The organism is Pseudoalteromonas sp. P1-8, from assembly GCF_001399985.1.
In the GTDB taxonomy this organism is placed as follows: Bacteria; Pseudomonadota; Gammaproteobacteria; order Enterobacterales; family Alteromonadaceae; genus Pseudoalteromonas.
Genome location: NZ_LJSO01000012.1, coordinates 59,184 through 79,822, shown reverse-complemented (window position 1 = coordinate 79,822; position 20,639 = coordinate 59,184). Strand labels below are relative to the sequence as shown.

The following is a 20,639-nucleotide window of genomic DNA, read 5'->3' as shown; positions in this document are numbered from 1 at the left end:
ACATACTCCCACTTTATGAAAATTAGAAGACAAATATGCGGCGCTTTAATGAAAAATGGGCTTTGATTTTAAAGCCCATTTATTTGCTATTTATAAAATTAGCCGACTCTGGCTACGGTATGCTTTTGTAAAATTTCTAACAAAATTTCGTAGTCTTTTTCGATTTCGAGTAGCTTAAGTTGAATATCTTTTAGCGTATTGCCCTTACTTGCGGCCAGTACCTCTAGTTCAGTAAAGTGCAGGTGCAATTTGGCTGCGCCCACATCGCCGCAGGTCCCTTTAAGCGCATGGCTGGTGGTTGCAATCGCATGGTAGTCTTTGTCTTTGATTGCTTGTGTTAGCAGCGTTATTTTTTTATGTGAGCTTTCTAAAAACATCTTACTCACTTTGTTTAATAGCACCTCGTTATTCATCAAACGACCGAGGGCTGCTTCGCGATTCCAATGCTGTTTTTCTTCATCGATTAATTCTTCTTGCAGTATAGCGGGCGACTGATTTACCTCAGGCACAGCAATCGTTTTTGGCGCTGTATGATGTTTGGGGTACGTTGATGCAACCCATTTCGCCGTAGTGGTAATCAATTTATCTGCACTGATAGGTTTTGTGATGTAATCGCTCATACCTGCATTTAAGCACTTTTTACGCTCACCGAGCATGGCATTGGCTGTCATGGCAATAATAGGAATGTCGCTATGGTACTCTCCACCAGCCCCTTTGCGTATTTGTGCTGCTGCATCATAGCCATTTAACACGGGCATTTGGCAGTCCATTAACACGCAGTTAAATGGGTCGTTTTCAGGTGCACTGGCCAATATTTCAATGGCTTGCTGACCATTCGACGCCATTTCAAAGCGCAGTGCCAAGCTCATTAATGTGCCTTTGGCAACTGCAGCATTTATATCGTTATCATCAACGATCAGGATTTTTGCTCCAGCAATATCAACATCTATGTGAATTTGCGTATCAGTCTCGCGACGAAGTGGTGTTGTGTCTTGAGCAGGCTGCTCTTTTATGAGTCGTTCATCAGCTAGTTTAAGTAAAAACTCAGAGATAAGCACAGGTTTAGATAAGCGCATAAAGGTGCAGAATTTAGCTTGCGGTGGTGGTTCGGTTGGGTTTATAAGCACCACTAATTTAAAGGGCAGGCTATGGTCATAGGTATTTTCACTAAAGCTATCAAGTTTTGCGAGTAACGGATTGCCAGGCTCTAAAATTAGCGTATCAAAGGGCATGTTATCGCTTACCTCAAAGCTTTCTAGGTCAACATTCGTGAGCTGTCCACCGCAATGAGAGATTAGTTTTGTTAGGCTTCTTTCAAGCTCAGGTTGTTTGACCGACACAGCAAAAACGCTGTCTTTTAAGCGGCTGCTTGGTTGGCGTTTTTCTACATTTTGGCTGTCTAACTGAATGGTAAATGTGAAAGTACTCCCTTTACCTTCGGTTGATTCAAAGGAAATTTGCCCATTTAACAAACTAGCTAGCTGCTTACAAATTGATAAACCGAGCCCTGTGCCTCCGTATTGTGCGGCCACACTGTTATCGGCTTGGGTGAAAGCACTAAACAATTTATTTTGATTTTCAGGCGCAATACCAATTCCGGTATCTTGAATTGTGCAGCATAGCTCAACGTTATCATCGCTAAGTCGTTTGCTTGTGGCGGTAAATTTTATAAAGCCCGTTTTAGTAAATTTAATTGCGTTATTAATTAAATTGGTAATCACTTGTGAGTAGCGATGAGGGTCTGTAACAATCGAGCTGTACTCAACATCGGCAATATCTAAAATAAATTCAAGGTTTTTCTCTTGTGCTTTAACAGCCATGCTGCCACTTAAGCTTTCAAAAAACTTAATAGGGTTAAACGCTTTTTTGTCCAAGTCGAGTTTGCCAGCCTCAATTTTTGATAAATCAAGAATGTCGTTAATAAGTAAGTTCAAGCTATTAACGCTTACCTCTGTCATTTCTAAATAATGCTGTTGTTGATTACTTAGTGACTCTCGTTTTATTAAATTGAGTGTGCCAATAACACCGTTTAATGGTGTTCGCATCTCATGACTGATATTTGATATAAAAGCGCTTTTAACTTGGCTGGCTTTTTCTAGCTGGGCAGTTCTTTGTGCGACTTTAATTTCGAGTTCGTTATTTATTTGCTTAATTTTGTCGCTCGCTTGCTTTTCAACGGTAGTGTCGCGAATGAGGATGGCTGTGCCGTTGTGTTGATGATGTTCATCAAAAATAGCTGAAAAAGCGAGTGCTAAATGAGTCGTGTGTTGATTGCTTTGCTGATAGTCGACTTCAATTTCATGTTGCTTTCGTCGGCTTTTAACCTCGTTACATACCTCTTTAATGTTAATATTTGGAAATAGATTCAGTTTGTTTATATCTGCCCCTAAGACTTGTTCACGTTGAAAACCAAATAATTCAGTGGCTGCTTTATTCCAACTAGACACTAGGCCGATCTCACTTATTGCAATAATGGCATCTTTTGAGCCGCTAATAATGGCTGAAGATACCGCTCTTGCCTCGGCAAGCTCGCGGTTACGCTTTAAATTTCGATGCAAAAATCCAAGTACAAACATCAAAAAAGCAGATACGCCGAACAAAAATGCATAAGTGCTGATCCTTTGCTCGCGTTCCATCGCATTAATTTCAGAGTGAGGTAGCATAATGTGGGCATCTATAAACCCCGTTTCTAAATCTCCAGTAAATGGAATGCGCTTAGTTAACGCTTCGTATTGTTGTTTACCAGCAAAGTTAGAGCTAATACTGAGTATATTTTCTAAATAGGCAGGTTCAGACTTATACACTGAGTCCCAGCGTTTGTTTGGTGCTAAGTCACGGCTAAAGCGAAAGTCTTCATTAGGGTGAACTAAAAAGTAGCCTTCGCTGTCTGTTAGGATCAATGAGTTTGGTGCTTGTACCATCGCATTAAGAGATGCAAATAACTGAGATGTATTAATGTTTGCAATAATCAGCCCATAGCGCTGCATATTTTCATCAAAGATGGGTAAGGCAATACGTAGCATAGGTTTATAAGGATAATCGAGCTTTCCATATTCCCGGTTAAGTGTTATTGCTGATAAATACATATCACCCTGCGGTAATTGCGAACTTTGCTGGTAATAGTCACGGGCACTTTTATCCTGTAACTGATTATCTGCTTTTACAACTATGCCACCGGCAGCTCTGTCTACCCTGATCAGTTCTTGTCCTGCTCGTTGTGTACTGATGATACGTAATTGCTCGAATTCAGAATTTGATTGTAAAAATGCAACGAATATCGTTTCTAAACGTTTTTTCCATTGCTCTGAGGTAGTGTTATCAAGAGGGTCGTTACCACCATTTGCTGCAGCTCTGGCAAGTCCTGCTATAGGTGGAGTGGAATATAAAAACTGTAAATCGTTTTTATATTTATTTATTTTTTCATGGACTTGCACATCTACGGTAGCGCTTGATTCTCTCAGTCTTTCTGCAACGCTGTTTTTAATATTTTTATGAAGTTGTAGTTCGAAAAAGAAAATTGCTGAGCACATAATTGCGGCTATAAAAGCAATCGCTAATGGTATTAAAAAGCGTCCTTCAGAGGTTGTCGCTTTTTTCTGGTGTAATACTTCGTAATCCATGGTTTAGCCCTCCATACCGCAAACATGAGTCGGTAGTAAGGTTTGATTTAGCTTAAAAACTAAAACTGGGTTCAGCAAGTATGCAAACACAGCGGTTTCTCCCTTGATGCTTGGCTTGATATAGCGCTTTATCGGCACAGCGAATTAGTTCGTCAGTGTCGATGGCTTCATGCCCAGAAAATGTTGCGCTACCAATACTAATAGAGAGTACTCCAGAGGTTGCATGTGGGTGTTCAATATTTAGTTCACGGATGTTTGCCAACAGCTTGTGAGCAATAAATTGTGCCCCTTGAATATCGGTGTCTGGCAATACACATAAAAATTCTTCACCACCATAGCGAATAGTGGTATCAGTTGGGCGATTAACACTTTTTTTGATTTCATCAGCAACGCGTTTTAAACACTCGTCACCTTGTTGATGACCAAGAGAGTCGTTGTACTGTTTAAAGTAATCAATATCGAGCATTAATACCGAAAGAGCTTTATCGTTTCTGACTGCTAATCGAATGTTTTGATCAAGGGTATTTTGTAAAAATCGTCGGTTGTTTAAACCTGTTAGGCTGTCGTGCTCACAAAGACTTTTGAGTAAATCGGCTTGTTTTTTTAAGGTCAAATGCGCTTTTACGCGATTAAGTAATGTGACGCCATAAACCGGTTTTGATACAAAATCGACAGCGCCTGCTTGCCAGCAGCGATTTTGGTCATCTTGATCCATGATGGCGGTAATAAATATCACCGGAATATCTTTGTATTGGGAGTGTTTTTTTAATTGCTTGCAAACATCAAGGCCGCTCATGGTGCCAAGCATCACGTCAAGCAGTATTAAATCAGGCTTAACGGTCTCGCACAGGTGCAGTACGTTTTCACCGCAATCTGTTGTGTGGGTTTTATAGAAGGGTGAGAGCAAACTTTCTATTACGGTTGTATTAATTGGTTCATCATCAACAATTAGAATAACAGAATCTTTAAGCTTTAAATCTGTGCTACTAGCTACCGGTTGCAAACTATTCCCTCCAAGCGATGAATAAAGCATAGACTGGATTTTGGGATTTTCTACAACTTAAGAATTAAAAAGTTATTTTTTATATTGGCGCGTCTGGTGAGATAGGACTAGAGTTTTTTTATGTACTACTTGCAGAGGCGATGGATATGCTTTTTTCTCATCATGAAAATTCACACAACAAAGTGCTTGTAGTGGATGATGAGCCCACTAGTTTGATGATTATGGCAGAGTCGCTTAGCGACCTTGGTGAGATAGTTTGTTGCGATAATGGTGCTCAAGCAATTGAAAAAGCAACTTTCTTTCAGCCTGATGTTATTTTACTAGATATCGAAATGCCTGGTATGAATGGCTTTGAGGTATGTAAAAAGCTTAAAAACAACCCAAAAACAGCACAGAGCCATGTGATTTTTGTTACTTCTCACAATGAACAAATTTTTGAGTATCAAAGTTTTGCAAGCGGCGGGATTGATCTTATTCATAAGCCCGTTGATTTGAATATCTGCCGGCTCAGAGTACAAAACCAGTTAAAGCTTAAACACCAAGAAGCACAGATATTAGCTGCAAGAAATGATATTTCGACACTCGTTGCTCAAGTACCTGTGTATATATCTTACTGGTCAAATACCGAGGAAAACCTTTTCAGCAATGATGAAACCAGCCATTGGTTTTCAAAAAGCAGCGAGCAAATGTTAGGTTGTTTCGCCAAAGATGTATTACCTGATGAATTGTATGAGGCTTTTCATCGCTGCTTGACTGAGGGAATAGAGCAAGAAGTTTTAAATATTCAGTTGCCTAGCCCTCGCAATAAGATTGAATATGTTAGAGCGCAAATAAGTTTAAGAATAAAAGAGCGAGAAGTAGTAGGTGTTATTCTTACTCTTTCGGACATCACCTCAATTACCCATACAAAAAAACTGCTATCGAATGAGTCTGAACGTTTACGGGTTATGCTTAATTCTATTGGTGATGCCGTAATAGCCACGGACAACAACGCAATTATTAACTTTATGAACCCCATTGCTGAGCGATTAACAGGTTGGCTCGTTGAAGAGGCAAAAGGGCGCCATATTGAAGAGGTAATGAAGCTCGTTGATGCAACATCGAACAAAACACTCGTCAATCCTATATCTGTTGCTTTAAAAGAGCAGCGCATTGTTGCAATGGCGTTAAACAGTCAATTAACCGGGCTTGATGGGCGAGTTTATAGGGTCGAAGATTCAGCTGCGCCAATACGAGATATTGAAGGTAACATCATCGGCGGTATTATCGTGTTTCATGATGTCAGTGAATCAATCGCGATGGCCGTGAAAATGAGTCATTTAGCAAATCATGATTTACTAACCGATTTGCCTAATCGGGTGTTGTTACATGATAGAGTCACCCATGCATGTAAAGTTGCTCGTAGTATGAAGAAAAAAGTGGCTTTAATGCTGATTGATATTGACCACTTTAAGTACTTAAACGATACCCTAGGTCATCATCAAGGCGATTTAATTATTAAACATGTGGCTAAGCGCCTTGAGTCTCTCATCGATTTAAACACCACGTTAGCTAGAATTGGCGGTGATGAATTTGTGATTTTATTACCTGACGTGCAGAGCACCTCCGCGATAGATGCCATTGCCAGCGACATTATTAACACCATGAATGAGCCGTTTCGTATTGATAGCCAAGAGTATATTTTATCGGTCAGTGTGGGGGTGAGTGTTAACCCTGCTGACTCTACTCAAGCAGAAGAAATGATGACTCATGCAGATGCAGCCATGTACCGTGCGAAAGAGCAAGGGCGTAACCGTTTTTGCTATTACTCCGATGACTTAGAGTATCAATTTAAGCAGCGGCAAAGCGTTGAAAAGCTCTTAAGACATGCTATTGAGCAAGATAAGATTGAGGTGTTTTATCAGCCGAAACTAGCTCTCGCAACCCGGAAAATCATTGGTGTCGAAGCCTTAGTACGGCTTCGAGATAACGACAATAAACTTATTTCACCACTGGATTTTATACCCCTTGCAGAAGAAACAGGTCTCATTCATGCTTTGGGTCAGTCAGTGATTAAGCAAAGCTGTAAAGCGGCTAAAGAGTGGGCCGACAAAGGGCATAACATAAAGGTTGCCGTGAACATTGCAGCAAAACAATTTACCGATGGTAATTTTTGTAATCTCGTTGCTGATACGATTGAACAAGCGGGGCTTGCCAGTGAACTGTTAGAGCTTGAAGTAACCGAAAGCGCGTTGATGCATGATTTTGAAGAAATAAAAATCATGCTTAATAAACTCTCTGACTTGGGGTTAACCATTGCTATAGATGACTTTGGTACGGGCTATTCAAGTTTGTCTTACTTAAAACTCTTCCCCGTTGATGTACTCAAAATAGATCAATCTTTTGTGAGAGATATGCTCACTGATACGCAAAGCATGGACATTGTTAGAACCATCACCAGTTTAGCGCATACCTTGAATTTGCAAATTGTGGCTGAAGGTATTGAAGAAAAACAACACTTAAATAGTTTAATTGATTTAGGCTGTGAGCTTGGGCAAGGGTACTATTTTCATAAGCCCATGCCCAAAGAAGAGTTTGATAAGCTATTAGGTTAAGCCATGGTGTGGCTGTACAGGATTCCACAACCAATAAAGATAAGTGCAACACCGCCGATTGCTTCGGCTTTTTTGCCAACCCAGCCACTCATTACGTTACCAAGTAGCGCGCCGATGGTAACCATAATTGTGGTTGCTAGGCCTATCATGGCGGCTGCTAAGTAAATATTTACTTTCATGAAAGCTAGGCTAATACCGACTGTCATCGCATCTATACTGGTGCCAATAGCGGTTAGTAATGTGGCAATGAAAGAGCGCTTAGTGTTAGGTGAAACTTCTTCTTCATCGTCGTCATCTTCTTTACGACTCTCAAGCAACATATGGATGCCTAAACCCACTAACAACACAAAGGCAATCCAGTGATCAAACGCTTCAACGTAATCTGCACCGGCACTGCCAATTAGCCAGCCAACAATCGGTGCGATAGCTTCGATACAGCCAAACAATAAACCAAGCTTGATTGCACTCGGAACGCGAGGGTTTTTAAGCGTACTGCCTTTGGTGATTGAAGCTGCAAAAGCATCAGTCGACATAGCAAGCGATAAAACGCTTAGAGTAATAATATTCAATTTTTGCGCCCCACAAAAAGTGGGCATTATACGCGGCTGAGCCGTAAACAGATAGGTTAATTTACGGCTCAAATAGCTAAGGAGCTTAATAAGCGCTGTACTGATAATTATTCATTACAGTGCCATCTTTGGGTGCAAGTTTTGGCTCAAGTTTAATAAGCTCTTCATAAACATCAGGGACAAAAACTTTTAGACGCTGGGCACGACGAAAGTGGTTAGGCTCATATTGCTCAACAAGTTTTAATGCGCTTGGCATATAGTCTGCGAGGGTTTGTGTGTTATAGCTTTGCTCCAGTGCTTGGTCGAGAATATCAAGCCCAGGCTTAGAAAAATCATGCGTAACTGCAAGGCTCCTTAAAAACTCAACTGCTGCATTTGAATGCATGCTTGCATAAAAATACATATCGTTGTTTTGCATGTCTTTTAATGAAAAATCAAAGCCGTTGTCAGCTAATGTTTGCCATTGTTCTAACGCTAACTTAGTAAATACATAAAGATTTTCTGGTGCGGTTGGGTCGACTCTGTTTTGCCAAATAGGCGTCAGTTGTTGAGGGTTTTCTATTGTTGCTGCAAGCAACATATTTGTCTGGTGGGTACTGAGTTTTGCTGTTTGGGTAATCGTTGCAACAGTATTAAGGTCTTTTTCGACAATTGCTTCTTTAAAGGCTTGATACTGCGTTGAGGTTTGATATTTATAATCATTTAAATGCAAGAATTGCCAATTATGAACCTGCACTGGGTCGATTTCTTGAAGCGTATTGGGAGTTAGTAAGCCTTGTTGAGCTTCGAGCGTTTCTAATTCTTCGAGTGCTTGAGAGCGTGTTTTTATCGCTTCTAGTGAATTGATCCGCTGATCTATCGTTTCACACTCAGGAGTTATTTTTTTGGCTTGCTGTTTTTGTCTCTCATAGGCACTGAGAGCTTTTGATATTACAGAGTTATCTTTTTCTTTACGTTTAAATGCTTGGTTATTTGGGATTAGCTTTAAATCTTTGAACTGAGAAAAAGCATCATTAGCAACTTGGTCGCCAACAAATAAAAGGCTACTCGGTAAGAATGAAGATTTAAGCATCAGTAGCCTATCGTTCGGTGTGTCGCGCACAAGCTCGCCGTGAGCCCGATAACCTTTATTTTTTAGATAACTTATTGTTTCTAAGTGTTTGTTCTCTAGTGGCTGTACTTCGCTATTTGAGCTGCCCTTTAGGTTTACAATGGCTATATCCATAGCAGTAAATACATTTGGCTGATTAGTGGGCTCAATACCTCGTTCACTTAACAACTTTAAAATTGGTACGTTAAATTCACTCACAGCCACATCAGCAAGGTTTAAATACAGTTGTTCATCCATAAAGTCATCACTCATTGCTGTAGGCGAGCCGTTTAGCTGTGCTGTTTGAGAGATCAGTGCTGTTAAATAATCATTAGGTAAGTTGCTTTTTAAAGCCACAGCGATATCGTTAACAGTAAACTCTTTGCTGGATATTGCGTTTTCAAACTCAGTCAAACTAAGCGTATTAGCATTAGCAAGAAACAAAATAGAGGGTGAAATGAGCCGTGATGGACCGATTTTAAATGGTGTTTTTAAATAGGTATTAAAATCATCGTTGTTATCTAATAGTTTGTACAATGCTGTTTTGTTTGCTTGCTCAGGTAATGGAACATTAAACATCATTGAACCTGTATTTTGGCTAAGGGGTCCATTAATTGCCGTTAGTTGATTGATTGTATCTGCATCAAAATAATCAATGACCTCAAGCCCTTGCCAGCTTTTTAATATGTTAACTGATGAGGCATATTGAAATTGCTGTTCTGCATTCTCTTTGATGGCGTTAATAACTAAGTTATTAAATGAACGGTAAGATATTTTCACAAGTTCCGAATAACTTAAAATATCTTCAAGAGAGTCGCCGTCTTTTAATGCTTGTTTAATCGCTGCCTCTATTTGACTGTGATCAGCTGCAACTTGAGTGGCTTTTAAACTTTGTTGCTTACACTGGCGTTTGGCTAGCTTGAGTTTAGCCAGCTCCAATGCTTTACTATTTGGCTGGCTTAATGGTTCAAATAAACTCGTAGCGTTATTTTGTTCAGCGACAGTAGCAGTAGATGTTGAGACTTCATTGCTTATCGCTTCAATGGGAGTGGGGTTATCTAATATCAGGTAGGTACCAAAGGCACAAAACCCTGCAAAAACGGTTAGCGAAATACCTTTTTTCATATTCAATCCATGGATTTATCTTGCCTGAAGTGTATGTCTTTATAGTTTAATGTCAATGACTTGGGGACGAAGTGCACAAGTAGCCGACAAACAACTAATTTGTCGGCTTTATGCCGTAGCTTAATGCAGTTTCATTTTTGGCCTAACAACGCGTAGTACTTTTTCGCTGATCCACAGTGCAAAGGTTTTTGCACTGCCATGAATGGCACGTTGATGCATACGATAGAGCGAAATATACATAAATCGCGCTATTTTACCCTCTATAAAAAAGCTATTGCTGGTTAGGTTGCCCATTAAACTGCCTACCGTGCTGTAGCGTGACAAGTTAACTAAAGAGCCATGATCACTGTAGGTAAAAGCACTGAGTGGCTGGTCTTTGAGTGTAGCTATAAGGTTTTTTTCAACACATTGCGCCATTTGATGGGCCGATTGCGCTCTGGGTGGCACTTGTGTGCCATCTTCTTGAGTAAATGCACAGCAATCACCAATCACAAAAATGTCGTCGTTAACGCTACTTTGCAGATATTGGTTCACCTTAATTTGGTTATTGCGGGTAAGTTCAAAGATACCAATGTCTTTAATGAAATCAGGTGCTTTTACACCCGCAGCCCAAACCATAATGTCGGCTTTGATATGTTCATCGTTTTTGGTGATAAAGCTGTTTTCTGTGGCCTCTTTTACTTGCGTTCCTTCGCGCACTGTTACCCCTAATTTAACCAGTTCACGCTTAGCTGAGTTTGCAATGCGCTCTGGTAACGCGGGTAAAATTCGCGGTCCTGCTTCAATTAAATCAATATGTAAGCGTTTAGCGGTCATTTTATTCAGGCCATACATTTTTAGCATGTCTGATACATGATAAAGCTCTGCTGACAGCTCGACCCCAGTTGCACCACCCCCCACTATGGCAATGGTTAAGGAGTGCTGTGGGTCATCATCTTGATGTAAGCGGGTGAAGTTATCGAGTAGAGCATGCTGAAAGCGCTCAGCTTGCTGGTTTGAATCAAGGTAAAAACAGTGCTTGTTAACACCTGGGGTATTAAAGTCGTTACTAACACTGCCAATGGCAAGTACGAGGTAGTCATAACTGACTTGGCGCTCAGGTAAAATACGGTGGCCAAGCTCGTCTTTTAACTCACTTAAAGTGATGGTTTTGTTGGTTTGATCTAAGTGGCAAAAGCTGCCAAGCTGAAAATTATAATGATGTTTTGCTGCATGAGCTGAGTATACAACGCCATCTAAATCGGCATCAATCGACCCCGTCGCTACTTCATGAAGTAACGGCTTCCAAATATGGCTGCGGTTTTTATCGATTAAAAGTATCTCTGCTTGGCGTTTTTTCCCGAGTTTGTGTCCTAATTGTGTTGCTAGTTCTAAGCCACCAGCGCCACCACCGACTATCACGATTTTAGGAGGTTGGTTAATCATTACGTTGCCCTCAAAAGTATAATACCTAAACACTCCTGAGAAAAAGCGCTTAGGTATTGTAAGTCCATCCATCAATACCCCATGGCAACGCGTCCATTGTGCGCCTTTTTACTGGTTTTGTCAGTACCCGATAAGAACAATATAGTGCGCTTAGTTATATCAACGGCCTTGGGAGATTGAGTTAAACAGGTTAACATGGCTAATTCGCAGTAAGAGACCTATCATTACCTGAAAAGGGAAATGACAGTGAGGGATCAGGATGACTACACCACTACACACTTCGTTGAATCAATACTTTGGCTTTAATGAGTTTCGCCAAGGTCAGCAACAAACCATTGAGCAGTTATTAAATCAGCAATCGTCGTTGGCAATTTTTCCAACTGGCTCGGGTAAATCTTTGTGCTATCAATTAACTGCAATGCACCTAGCTAATTTGACCTTAGTGGTTTCGCCATTATTGGCGCTGATGAAAGACCAGATCAGCTTTTTAAATAGCAAAGGTATTTACGCGGCAAGCCTTGATTCAAGCCAAACCAGTGAGCAAAGTCATACGGTAATGAGTGATGTGCGAGCAGGAAAGGTGAAAATTTTAATGGTCTCAGTTGAGCGTTTTAAAAATGAGCGCTTTCGTGAATTTATTAAACAAGTGCCTATTTCGATGCTGGTGGTTGATGAAGCGCACTGTATATCTGAATGGGGTCACAATTTTAGGCCTGATTACCTAAAACTGCCGCGCTATCGTGAAGAACTTAATATTCCACTGGTATTACTTCTCACTGCTACAGCGACTAAAAAAGTAAAGCGCGATATGTGTGAGCGTTTTGCTATTGCCCCAGAATGTGTGGTGCAAACTGGCTTTTACCGAAGCAACCTCGACTTATCAGTGCTCAGTGTTGCAAGCCAAGAAAAACCTCAGCAATTAGCCAGTATTATAGCCAGCCAACAAGGTGCTGGGATTGTTTATGTCACCTTACAACATACCGCTGAGCAAGTAGCAGAAGGCTTGGCAAGAGCGGGCTTTAATGCGGTGGCTTATCATGCAGGCCTTGAGGATGATAAACGCTGGCAAATTCAAGACGATTTTATGGCGGGTAAAATCAATATTGTCGTGGCAACCATTGCTTTTGGGATGGGCGTTGATAAGTCTGATATTCGTTTTGTGATCCACTATGATTTGCCAAAATCGATTGAAAACTATAGCCAAGAGATTGGCCGTGCAGGGCGAGATGGTGCGCCGTCAAACTGTTTTACCCTAGCAAACCTTGATGGCTTGAATACCGTTGAGAACTTTGTTTATGCCGACACTCCCGAGCAAAGTGGGATTGATTATGTCATCAATAACATTCGTAATGAGCAAACGAACAACCAGTGGGAAATGCAAGAGTACAGCTTATCGAGCGAAAGTAATATTCGTGCTTTAGCGTTAAAAACCTTACTAGTACAGTTAGAGATGCAAGGGGCTATTACGCCTTTATATGCCTATTATGCCGATTTTAAATATAAGTTTTTAACGGATCAAAATGAGCTTCTTAGCCAGTTTGATGCTGACCGACAAGCGTTTTTACAACAGGTATTCAAACACACTGAGTTTAAGAAAATTTGGGGCACACTTAATTTTGATGCATTAACCAGTGCTACTCAAGTAGATAGAAAGCGCGTAGTTGCAGCGCTCGATTATTTGGCTGAAAAGGGCCACATAGCCCTTGAAACCAAACGTATTACGCAAGTGTATGAGGTGAATAACTCGGTAATAAATCACCCTGATTTAGCACAGCAACTGCACCAATATTTTATCGAAAAAGAGCAGGCTGAAATTAAACGTATCGCTACTTTAGTACGCTTTTTTGAGCTTGATAGCTGCTTAAGTTATAACTTAGCTCGCTATTTTGATGACCAGAATGCACCCCAGCAATGTGGCCATTGTTCAGTGTGTAGAGGCCAGCAGGTAAAACTTAGTTACTCATTAGTGCATCAAATGCCTGAGCAAAATGTGATTGCCAGCAAAGTTGCTGAGCTTAAACAGCACTTAGCTGCTAAAGGGATTAGTGATGTCAGCATCGATACTCAGTGCCGCTTTTTAGCGGGCATGAGCGTGCCTTTATTTACTCGTAATAAAGTCAGGCAGCTATCAGGTTTTGGCCTTTGCGAGCAACAACGATACAGTGACATTAAAGCCCTGCTACAGCAGTTGTAGCAGGGCTTTAGGTGTAGAGTTTTGCCATTAAAAAGTGCCAAAACTGTACACTTAACCAATTTGAATACTGGTAGTCGGGTAGGTCAAAGGTTGGCTGTGCTGGCGAGCAAAACAATAAGCAAACGTTAATGGCCCAACCCGACCTATCAACATCAATAGTATGATAATGAGCTGACTAGGCGCACTTAAATCCCCAGTTATACCCCGTGAAAGGCCCACGGTACTCAGTGCCGAAATTGCCTCAAAGGTGATATCAAGTAACGACCCTTGTTCAAGCTTGGTGATGATCATAATGCTGGTAAAAGCGATAAATAAGTACAGTATCATGACGCTTAGTGCCTTGATCACCAACTTGTCGCTCAGCTGGCGGTTAAACACGGTGACCGTGGTTTGCTGTTTTAAATAGCTGCGCATCGCTAAAATTAGGATCACAAAGGTGCCGAGCTTTATGCCACTTGCCGTACTAACTGAACCTCCGCCAATCACCATCAGCAGCATAGTCAAAAGCGTTGAATCTTGACTCAAACCATCAATCGGTAGGGTATTAAATCCTGCGGTACGAGGTGTCACCGCTTGAAACCAAGCCGTTAATATTTGCTCAGACGTTGATAGCGGCGCTAATGTCGCCGGATTGGCGTGTTCAAAGAAAAAAATCAATATAAATGCGATGCAGTTGAGCATTAAGGTGGCAATTAACACCAAGCGGGTATTGGTTGATAGTAACGACCAGCGCTTTTGTTTGTAGATATCAATCAGTACAGTAAACCCTAAGCCGCCGATGATAAACAAAGCGGTGATCACCACGTTTACGGTTATATCGCCTTTGAATGCCGATAAGCTATCGCCGCTTAACGCAAAGCCCGCATTATTGAACGCCGAAATCGTATAAAACAGACTGTGATAGGCGCTTTTTAGTACACCGTAGTCATCGAACCAACTAATAAAGAGTAAGCAAAATGCCACCGACTCAATCACTAATGAATACACTAAAACATACTTAGCAACCTTGATCACCGAGGTTAAATCGTTAGTGTCGAAAGCGCGGCTGGCTAATAAGCGTTGCTGTAAACCTAGAGTTTTTCCTAAACTTAATATTGAAATTACCGCCACAGTCATAAAGCCAATACCACCTATTTGAATCAGCAGCATGACCACACTTTGACCAAATACAGTCAGATCAGTACCGGTGTCGATGACCACCAGCCCTGTTACTGTAACCGCAGAGGTTGCCGTAAATAATGCATCGAGCCAGCTGATCTGTTGGGTGCTTGCCATTGGTAGCATAAGCAAGCCTGTGCCAAGCATAATTAACACAATAAAGCCGATAGTGAGCACTAAAGGTGGGTTTATTTTTTGCCGCTTACGACACTTTACATCGCTAAATTGTTTAGGGTAAACATTGGCTTGCCAGTTAATCATAATGCACGAAACCGCTTTGCTAATTTAGTTAAGTAAGTCTTAGAGCCCAGTAGCACCAGACTATCGCCGTGGCGCAGTTCGGTGTCGTTAGTCAGCTCTGTATTGAAGTAGTCATCACGGCGAAGTGTTAGCGGTTTTATATCGCTATTACGCTCTTTGAGGAGCCAGCCAATTTTGCGACCTGAAAGCTGCAGATCAATGCCTAGTTCAACAATAAACGTGGATTGGTTAAGCGGGAAATATTGATTAACCATCGGGTAGTTTAGCGCTTGTGCAACCCTTACGCCCATTTCTTCTTCAGGGTGAATGATACGGTCAACGCCGAGTTTACTTAGAATTTGATGGTGGCTTTTGGTACAGGCCTTTACCCAAATTTGCTTTACACCTAAGTTCTTTAAATGCAATACACATAAAATACTGGCTTCAATATTCTCGCCAATGGCCACCAATACGGCTTGGCAACTGGGTAAATCGAGCCGTGCTAATTGTGTTTCATCACTGGCATCAACCACTACGGTAAAACTGAGTTGGTCGGCATAGTGATTAACGGTGCTTTCGCTAATATCGGCGGCACATACTGTATGACCTTGTTTTGAAAGTTCTAAACAGGCGGTTACGCCAAAACGTCCTAATCCGATTACTGCAAACTGAGCCATTGTCTTTCTCGCTATTGTGGGTACGCGCTAAATGCTAATGGCAAAAAAACAGAAGTCTTTAGAGAGCTTGAAAGCTTTATAAAGATTTTATGCTGAGATAAAAAAACTTTATAAAAACTTTATAGTGACAAAATTAAAAACCCTTTAATCTAATAGGGACAAACGATAAGTGAAAAGATGATGCAGTCAGTATTCAAAATACAGTATTTAAAAGCCGCATTTTTAAGTGTGTTGATGCCACTTGTGGTGGTGCTCGCGATATTTCCATTTCGAGAACTGTTTACAACCACCGATATTGTGATGCTACAGCTGCTGTGGGTGACATGGGTTGCGGTGCGCAGTAATCGTCGTGTTGCAGCGCTTACCACCTTGGTGAGTGTTGCCTGCACGGACTGGTTTTATGTGGTGCCTTACTTTACTTTTCATATCGAAAATATTGAATATGTGGTCACTTTTTTGGTGATGTTGATTGTGGGTTTAGTGATAAGCCACTTAGCCGGGGAGCTCAATACTAAGGTTCGCGATGTGCAAGCCCATGCTAGTAATAGTCGCTTATTGTATGAGTTAGCAAAAAAGCTTAATGATCTCGATAGCCTTGAGGAGCAAAAGCAGCTATTTTTAACAACCATGGCCGCGCATTTAAAGGTTGCGTGTGATTGGCAGCTAGCAGCCTCTAAGCAGTTTATTTATTTAAATGAACAACAAGCTGAATTTGGCGGCATCGCGTTTGCCAAAGCACTTAATTCAGAGCAACAGGCTTTGGCGAATACAGCGTGCTCTTTACTGTATCAGGTTCAAGAAAAAACCTTACTACGCGAGCAATCAGCGGCGATTAAAGTACAGGCGGAGCTAGAAAGGTCAAAAAACACCTTGTTGCGCAGTTTATCCCATGACTTACGAACACCATTAGCGACTATTATGGGCGCATCAAGCATGTTGGCTGATGATGATATTCAACTAAGCTCTGAGGTTATCAAAGAGCAAGCTGCTAATATTTATGAGCAAAGTAAAATTCTTAACCAGCACTTTGATAAGGTCATGGAGCTCAGTAAAGTGAATAAGTTAGCTGAGAATATTAAATGGCAAAAACTACCCATTTTGACCTTAATTAGCGAGGCAAAATCTCGTCGTCAGCAGCAATTGCAAAACTTTAAACTTCATATCGAGGCTCAGCAACAAAGCATCTGCTTTGGCGATGAAACCCTACTGGAAATTGCCTTTGCCAATATGCTCGAGAACGCAGCTCGCTACGGAGATGGTTCGGCGAACATGCAATTTATTGAAACACACAATGAATACCAAATTGTGTTAACCAATCCTTTTGCGAATAAGCACGAGACGAGTCAAGATGAAGGCGTTGGCCTAGGGAGTGTTATTTGCGATGTGGTTGCTAAATGTCATCAGGGGCGCTTTGAATTAACCCTCAATGAGCAGACAAAGCAGGCAACAGCTATATTAATTTGGAGTAACAGCCGTGGCTAATATTTTGGTTTTAGAGGACTCACCGCCTCTGCAAAGTTTTTTAAAAACACTGCTCAAAGCAAGTAACCATGAAGTCAGTGTGTGCGCGAAAGGGCTTGATGCGTTTGCACTTTTAAGCCAGCAGCAGTTTGATTTAGTGCTGCTTGATTTAGGTTTGCTCGATATGGATGGGCAAGATTGGCTGGTGGAGTTTAGGCAGTGGAGTTTACTCCCTGTTCTGGTACTTTCTGCGCGCGACGGCGAAACAGAAAAAGTCACCGCCCTTGATAACGGCGCTAACGATTACCTAACCAAACCATTCAGCGCAAACGAATTACTAGCACGTATTCGGGTGCTACTTCGCACACAAACAACACCAAGCCTAACGTTGCAATGTGGCGATATTCACATCGACCCGCATAAACATGTGGTGCGTAAAGGTGCTGAAGAAGTCAAACTAACTAAAAAAGAGTACGCTATTTTGCTGTTGTTATTTCAGCAAAAAGATAAGGTGTTAACGCATAACGCTATTTTATCTGAGGTGTGGGGAGAGCAGTATATTAATCGCCCTGAATATGTGCGTGTACATATTGGTCAGTTAAGGCAAAAGCTTGAACAAAATGCGGCGAGTCCTAAACATATCTTAACCGAGCCAGCCGTAGGTTACCGCTTAGTTGAATAAACTATCGCTTAACAACACTTTAAGTTGTGTTTGTCACAGACCTTAGGTACTGTTTTGGGAAATAAAATAATAAAGCGGAAATCTTTCATTGGCTATGCATCAAAACACCGGGCAAGGCATTAGTTCACTGTCGAATACCCAGCTTGAAGAGGTTATTGCAGAAATCGAGCAAGCCATTAAGTGGCACCAGTCATGGTATAGAAATTTATTAAGGTGCTTAATTGCAGACATACCTGCAGATGAACAAGACTTAGCAGATAATGCTCATAACCTTTGTCGTTTTGGGCAATGGTTTAATAAGCTACCCGAGCAGACCATAAATCTTCATTCTTATTTTTCAGAAATCGCTTGTGCGCATCAAAAGATGCATCAAGGTGCCAAAGTCCTGTTATCGTTAAAAGAGTCTAAGTCTGTTATTCCGGCTAATTTATTGGACCAGTTTCATGCTGATTTAGATAGCTTGCATGAATTTTTTGAAACTCTTATCGATGAATTCTCTGAGCTGCTTCACACAAGAGATCCTTTGACGGGGGCATTGAACCGAACAAACTTAGTAGAAAACCTGCAAAAAGAGCATGAGCTGTGCAAGCGTAAATCGCTGAGCTGCGCGCTGGTAATGATCGACCTTGATCACTTTAAGCAAGTGAACGATGAGTTTGGTCATGCTGCGGGTGATAAGGTATTAATCGCCCTGGTTAAATGCATTAAATCTCATCTAAGAGAGTACGATCAACTATATCGCTATGGCGGCGAAGAGTTTTTAGTCTGCTTACCCCAAACAGAGCTAGAAGGTGCCAAATCATTTTCTGAGCGATTAAGAGCAGGGGTTTCGGGTTTAAAAATCGAAATCGGTAATGATCAACACATTAATGTAACAGGCTCATTTGGCGTTGCGCTAATAAATGCTGAAGATGATATCGAAAAGGCAATCGAGAGGGCCGACCAAGCCATGTATCAGGCTAAAAAGTCAGGCCGCAATCGAGTGTCTGTGGCTTGATTAGTAGCTTTGGAGCTTTATTTTATTGAACAGGGAAACAGTGACAGTGTACACACTGTCACTGCACATCAGGTCAGTCGTATTTCGCTTCTAACTCGTTTGCTGTGTGATAACTTTCGTGAGTTTTTAGCTGCTCTAAATAACGTTTAATTTCAGGGAAGTGCGCAAGCAGACCTGCCTCATCAGCTTTTTCTACAACAAAAGACATCATGAAATCAGCACCGGTCAATGCCTCATTTACTAAGTACTGCTTACCTTTTAATTGCTGGTTCACATAACTCAGTATCTTGCCAATTTCATGGTCAGCATAATCACCAATAAAGTTGGTTTTACAGCCATCTTTTGTAATAAATAATTTTAATAAAAAAGGGACCATTGCTGAGCTTTCTGCAAAATGAAGCCATTGCTGATAGTCAACATAGCTGTCGCTTTGCTGGCTCGGCATATACTTGCTTTTGCCGTAATTACTAATTAAGTAGTCAGTAATTGCGCCAGACTCAGTAATTACTTTGCCGTTATCTTCAAGAACGGGCGCTTTGCCCAGAGGATGAATTTGTTTTAATTCATCGGGTGCTAAAAATGTTTCTTTGTTACGTTGATAGGCAATAATGTCGTAATCTACGTCTAGCTCTTCGAGTAACCAAATAATTCGTTTAGAGCGTGATTTATTTAAATGGTGTAATTTAATCATTTGTTATCCTGAATAGTGACGCAACACTGTTTACTGCGCCTAAAAATTTTAAATTGGTTGCTGAACTTGCACGACCGTTTTACCGAAGTTTTCACCATTTAACATTGCATTAAAGGCGTTTAGGGTATTTTCAAAATCAGCTTCAAGGTGTTCTTTATATTTGACTTTTCCCTCGCTTAGCCACGCTTGCATGTCTTTTGCGAATTCATCATAACGGTGAGCGTAATCATCAAAAATTATAAAGCCTTGCATTTTAATTCGTTTGGTAAGGATTTGACCCATAAGCATCGATAAACGGTCTGGACCTGGGGGTAATTCGGTCGCATTATATTGCGACACTAGCCCACACAATGGCACCCGTGCTTTTGTATTCAACAGGGGTAACACGGCATCAAATACATGGCCACCGACATTTTCGTAATAAACATCAATACCATTATTACACGCTGCGCTTAACTGCTCTGCAAAATCATTTGCTTTGTGATCAATACAAGCATCAAAGCCTAGGTTTTCAACAGCATGTTGACATTTTTCTTTACCGCCAGCTACGCCAACGACCTTACAGCCTTTTAATTTAGCTATTTGCCCTACAGTTGCACCGACAGGCCCTGTAGCTGCAGCAACCACTACTGTTTCGCCCTGTTTTGGCTCACCAATATCTAAAAGCCCCATGTAAGCGGTAAAACCAGGCATACCCATAATACCAAGTGCATACGAAGGATTTTCAGGGTTTTTCCCCAGTTTCATTAAGCCTTCAGTGTCGCTTATTGCGTATTCTTGCCAGCCTGTGTATGCCAATACCCACTCGCCCTTTTGATAATCAGGGTGGTTCGAATGCTCAACTTGGCATACGGTTGCGCCTACCATCACATCACCAATCTTTACAGGATCAGCGTATGATTCAGCATCGCTCATTCGTCCTCGCATGTAGGGATCAAGTGATAGATAAATTGTTCTAAGTAATACCTCACCATCTTTTGGCGCAGGTACTGAGTTTGTTTTTAATACAACATTTTTATCATTCGCTACGCCTTTTGGACGTGTCTCAAGAATATATTGACGATTTTGAATATCAGACATACTAAGCTCCTTTTGCCAGCAGTAAATTAAGAT

Annotated in this window: 14 protein-coding genes; 5 read left to right on the top strand and 9 right to left on the bottom strand. The window is 41.2% G+C overall.

Features of this window, described 5'->3' with window-relative positions; all coding sequences use genetic code 11:
- Positions 1-98: 98 nt before the first annotated feature.
- Both AN213_RS15725 and AN213_RS15720 read right to left on the bottom strand, forming a co-directional pair.
- Complete coding sequence (locus AN213_RS15725; RefSeq protein WP_055199077.1) at positions 99-3,620, bottom strand: ATP-binding protein; 3,522 nt, start codon at positions 3,618-3,620, stop codon at positions 99-101.
- Between the two features lie 52 nt (positions 3,621-3,672).
- On the bottom strand, positions 3,673-4,623 hold the full coding sequence (locus AN213_RS15720; protein WP_236702932.1) for a diguanylate cyclase: 951 nt from the start codon (positions 4,621-4,623) through the stop codon (positions 3,673-3,675).
- A gap of 146 nt (positions 4,624-4,769) precedes the next feature.
- On the opposite strand from AN213_RS15720, the gene AN213_RS15715 reads away from it, so the two are divergent.
- Entirely contained in the window at positions 4,770-7,217 is a 2,448-nt protein-coding gene (locus AN213_RS15715; protein WP_054563297.1) for an EAL domain-containing protein, read from the top strand.
- Here the strand turns inward: AN213_RS15715 and AN213_RS15710 are convergent.
- From AN213_RS15710 to AN213_RS15700, 3 genes are all read right to left on the bottom strand, one after another.
- Positions 7,214-7,786: a manganese efflux pump MntP family protein gene (locus AN213_RS15710; protein ID WP_055199105.1), complete on the bottom strand. Its 573-nt coding sequence runs from the start codon at positions 7,784-7,786 to the stop codon at positions 7,214-7,216. The two genes, AN213_RS15715 and AN213_RS15710, sit on opposite strands and share 4 nt — an antisense overlap.
- A gap of 85 nt (positions 7,787-7,871) precedes the next feature.
- Positions 7,872-10,001, bottom strand: coding sequence for a hypothetical protein (locus tag AN213_RS15705; protein WP_055199075.1), 2,130 nt, complete (start codon positions 9,999-10,001; stop codon positions 7,872-7,874).
- A gap of 120 nt (positions 10,002-10,121) precedes the next feature.
- Positions 10,122-11,426, bottom strand: a complete 1,305-nt coding sequence (locus AN213_RS15700; RefSeq protein ID WP_054563253.1) for an NAD(P)/FAD-dependent oxidoreductase — start codon at positions 11,424-11,426, stop codon at positions 10,122-10,124.
- Positions 11,427-11,685: 259 nt separating this feature from the next.
- Here AN213_RS15700 and AN213_RS15695 point away from each other — a divergent pair, with 259 nt between their 5' ends.
- A complete protein-coding gene (locus AN213_RS15695; RefSeq protein ID WP_055199074.1) occupies positions 11,686-13,620 on the top strand; it encodes an ATP-dependent DNA helicase RecQ in 1,935 nt (644 codons plus the stop codon).
- A gap of 51 nt (positions 13,621-13,671) precedes the next feature.
- Here the strand turns inward: AN213_RS15695 and AN213_RS15690 are convergent, their stop codons facing one another.
- Positions 13,672-15,039: a TrkH family potassium uptake protein gene (locus AN213_RS15690; RefSeq protein WP_055199073.1), complete on the bottom strand. Its 1,368-nt coding sequence runs from the start codon at positions 15,037-15,039 to the stop codon at positions 13,672-13,674.
- Complete coding sequence (locus tag AN213_RS15685; RefSeq protein WP_054553462.1) at positions 15,036-15,695, bottom strand: TrkA family potassium uptake protein; 660 nt, start codon at positions 15,693-15,695, stop codon at positions 15,036-15,038. The genes AN213_RS15690 and AN213_RS15685 overlap by 4 nt, the downstream gene beginning before the upstream one ends.
- Positions 15,696-15,872: 177 nt before the next feature.
- Here AN213_RS15685 and AN213_RS15680 point away from each other — a divergent pair, with 177 nt between their 5' ends.
- The 3 genes from AN213_RS15680 (at position 15,873) to AN213_RS15670 (ending at position 18,835) form a co-directional block, all read left to right on the top strand.
- A complete protein-coding gene (locus AN213_RS15680) occupies positions 15,873-17,177 on the top strand; it encodes a DUF4118 domain-containing protein (RefSeq protein ID WP_055199072.1) in 1,305 nt (434 codons plus the stop codon).
- On the top strand, positions 17,170-17,838 hold the full coding sequence (locus tag AN213_RS15675; protein WP_054563258.1) for a response regulator: 669 nt from the start codon (positions 17,170-17,172) through the stop codon (positions 17,836-17,838). Before AN213_RS15680 ends, AN213_RS15675 begins: the two co-directional genes overlap by 8 nt.
- A 94-nt stretch (positions 17,839-17,932) precedes the next feature.
- Positions 17,933-18,835 carry a diguanylate cyclase gene (locus AN213_RS15670; RefSeq protein ID WP_055199071.1) on the top strand — a complete coding sequence of 301 codons (903 nt, stop codon included), beginning with the start codon at positions 17,933-17,935 and terminating at the stop codon, positions 18,833-18,835.
- Between the two features lie 73 nt (positions 18,836-18,908).
- Here the strand turns inward: AN213_RS15670 and AN213_RS15665 are convergent, their stop codons facing one another.
- Together AN213_RS15665 and AN213_RS15660 are read right to left on the bottom strand one after the other, a co-directional pair.
- Complete coding sequence (locus AN213_RS15665; protein ID WP_055199070.1) at positions 18,909-19,526, bottom strand: glutathione S-transferase family protein; 618 nt, start codon at positions 19,524-19,526, stop codon at positions 18,909-18,911.
- A gap of 48 nt (positions 19,527-19,574) precedes the next feature.
- A complete protein-coding gene (locus AN213_RS15660; protein WP_055199069.1) occupies positions 19,575-20,606 on the bottom strand; it encodes an NADP-dependent oxidoreductase in 1,032 nt (343 codons plus the stop codon).
- Between the last annotated feature and the right edge of the window lie 33 nt (positions 20,607-20,639).

Bases quoted from the DNA above. Each gene is read 5' to 3' on its own strand.
- AN213_RS15715 (WP_054563297.1), top strand. From the start codon at position 4,770: ATGCTTTTTTCTCATCATGAAAATTCACACAACAAAGTGCTTGTAGTG.
- AN213_RS15680 (WP_055199072.1), top strand. From the start codon at position 15,873: ATGATGCAGTCAGTATTCAAAATACAGTATTTAAAAGCCGCATTTTTA.
- AN213_RS15705 (WP_055199075.1), bottom strand. From the start codon at position 10,001: ATGAAAAAAGGTATTTCGCTAACCGTTTTTGCAGGGTTTTGTGCCTTT.
- AN213_RS15690 (WP_055199073.1), bottom strand. From the start codon at position 15,039: ATGATTAACTGGCAAGCCAATGTTTACCCTAAACAATTTAGCGATGTA.
- AN213_RS15725 (WP_055199077.1), bottom strand. From the start codon at position 3,620: ATGGATTACGAAGTATTACACCAGAAAAAAGCGACAACCTCTGAAGGA.
- AN213_RS15670 (WP_055199071.1), top strand. From the start codon at position 17,933: ATGCATCAAAACACCGGGCAAGGCATTAGTTCACTGTCGAATACCCAG.
- AN213_RS15665 (WP_055199070.1), bottom strand. From the start codon at position 19,526: ATGATTAAATTACACCATTTAAATAAATCACGCTCTAAACGAATTATT.
- AN213_RS15660 (WP_055199069.1), bottom strand. From the start codon at position 20,606: ATGTCTGATATTCAAAATCGTCAATATATTCTTGAGACACGTCCAAAA.
- AN213_RS15695 (WP_055199074.1), top strand. From the start codon at position 11,686: ATGACTACACCACTACACACTTCGTTGAATCAATACTTTGGCTTTAAT.
- AN213_RS15685 (WP_054553462.1), bottom strand. From the start codon at position 15,695: ATGGCTCAGTTTGCAGTAATCGGATTAGGACGTTTTGGCGTAACCGCC.
- AN213_RS15700 (WP_054563253.1), bottom strand. From the start codon at position 11,426: ATGATTAACCAACCTCCTAAAATCGTGATAGTCGGTGGTGGCGCTGGT.